The organism is Kocuria sp. NBRC 114282 (assembly GCF_030268385.1).
Lineage (GTDB): Bacteria > Actinomycetota > Actinomycetes > Actinomycetales > Micrococcaceae > Kocuria > Kocuria palustris.
In genome coordinates this window covers 1-831 of the sequence record NZ_BSQO01000026.1, presented here as the reverse complement: position 1 = coordinate 831, position 831 = coordinate 1, and the positions used below count along the sequence as shown (strand labels likewise).

The window sequence follows — 831 nt, the reverse complement described above, 5'->3', positions numbered from 1 at the left end:
TGCCGCGCGTGGTGTTTCCCGAGTAGCACGGAGCCCGTGAAACTTCGTGTGAATCTGCCAGGACCACCTGGTAAGCCTGAATACTACCTGATGACCGATAGCGGACCAGTACCGTGAGGGAAAGGTGAAAAGCACCCCGGGAGGGGAGTGAAATAGTACCTGAAACCGTGTGCCTACAAGCCGTCGGAGCCTTTTGGGGTGACGGCGTGCCTTTTGAAGAATGAGCCTGCGAGTTAGTGTCATGTCGCGAGGTTAACCCGTGTGGGGTAGTCGTAGCGAAAGCGAGTCTGAAGAGGGCGTTGAGTGGCGTGATCTAGACCCGAAGCGAAGTGATCTACCCATGGCCAGGTTGAAGCGCGTGTAAGAGCGCGTGGAGGACCGAACCCACTTCAGTTGAAAATGGAGGGGATGAGCTGTGGGTAGGGGTGAAAGGCCAATCAAACTTCGTGATAGCTGGTTCTCCCCGAAATGCATTTAGGTGCAGCGTCGTGTGTTTCTTGCCAGAGGTAGAGCTACTGGATGGCTGATGGGCCCCAACGGGTTACTGACGTCAACCAAACTCCGAATGCTGGTAAGTGAGAGCACGGCAGTGAGACTGTGGGGGATAAGCTTCATAGTCGAAAGGGAAACAGCCCAGACCACCGACTAAGGCCCCTAAGCGTGTGCTAAGTGGGAAAGGATGTGGAGTTGCTCAGACAACCAGGAGGTTGGCTTAGAAGCAGCCATCCTTGAAAGAGTGCGTAATAGCTCACTGGTCAAGTGATTCCGCGCCGATAATGTAGCGGGGCTCAAGTACACCGCCGAAGTCGTGGCAATGCACATTTCCGCACA

Annotated in this window: 1 rRNA gene; it reads left to right on the top strand. The window is 54.9% G+C overall.

What is annotated here, in order from left to right:
- Nucleotides 1–831 (top strand): 23S ribosomal RNA (locus tag QSJ40_RS12565); the annotation flags it as partial.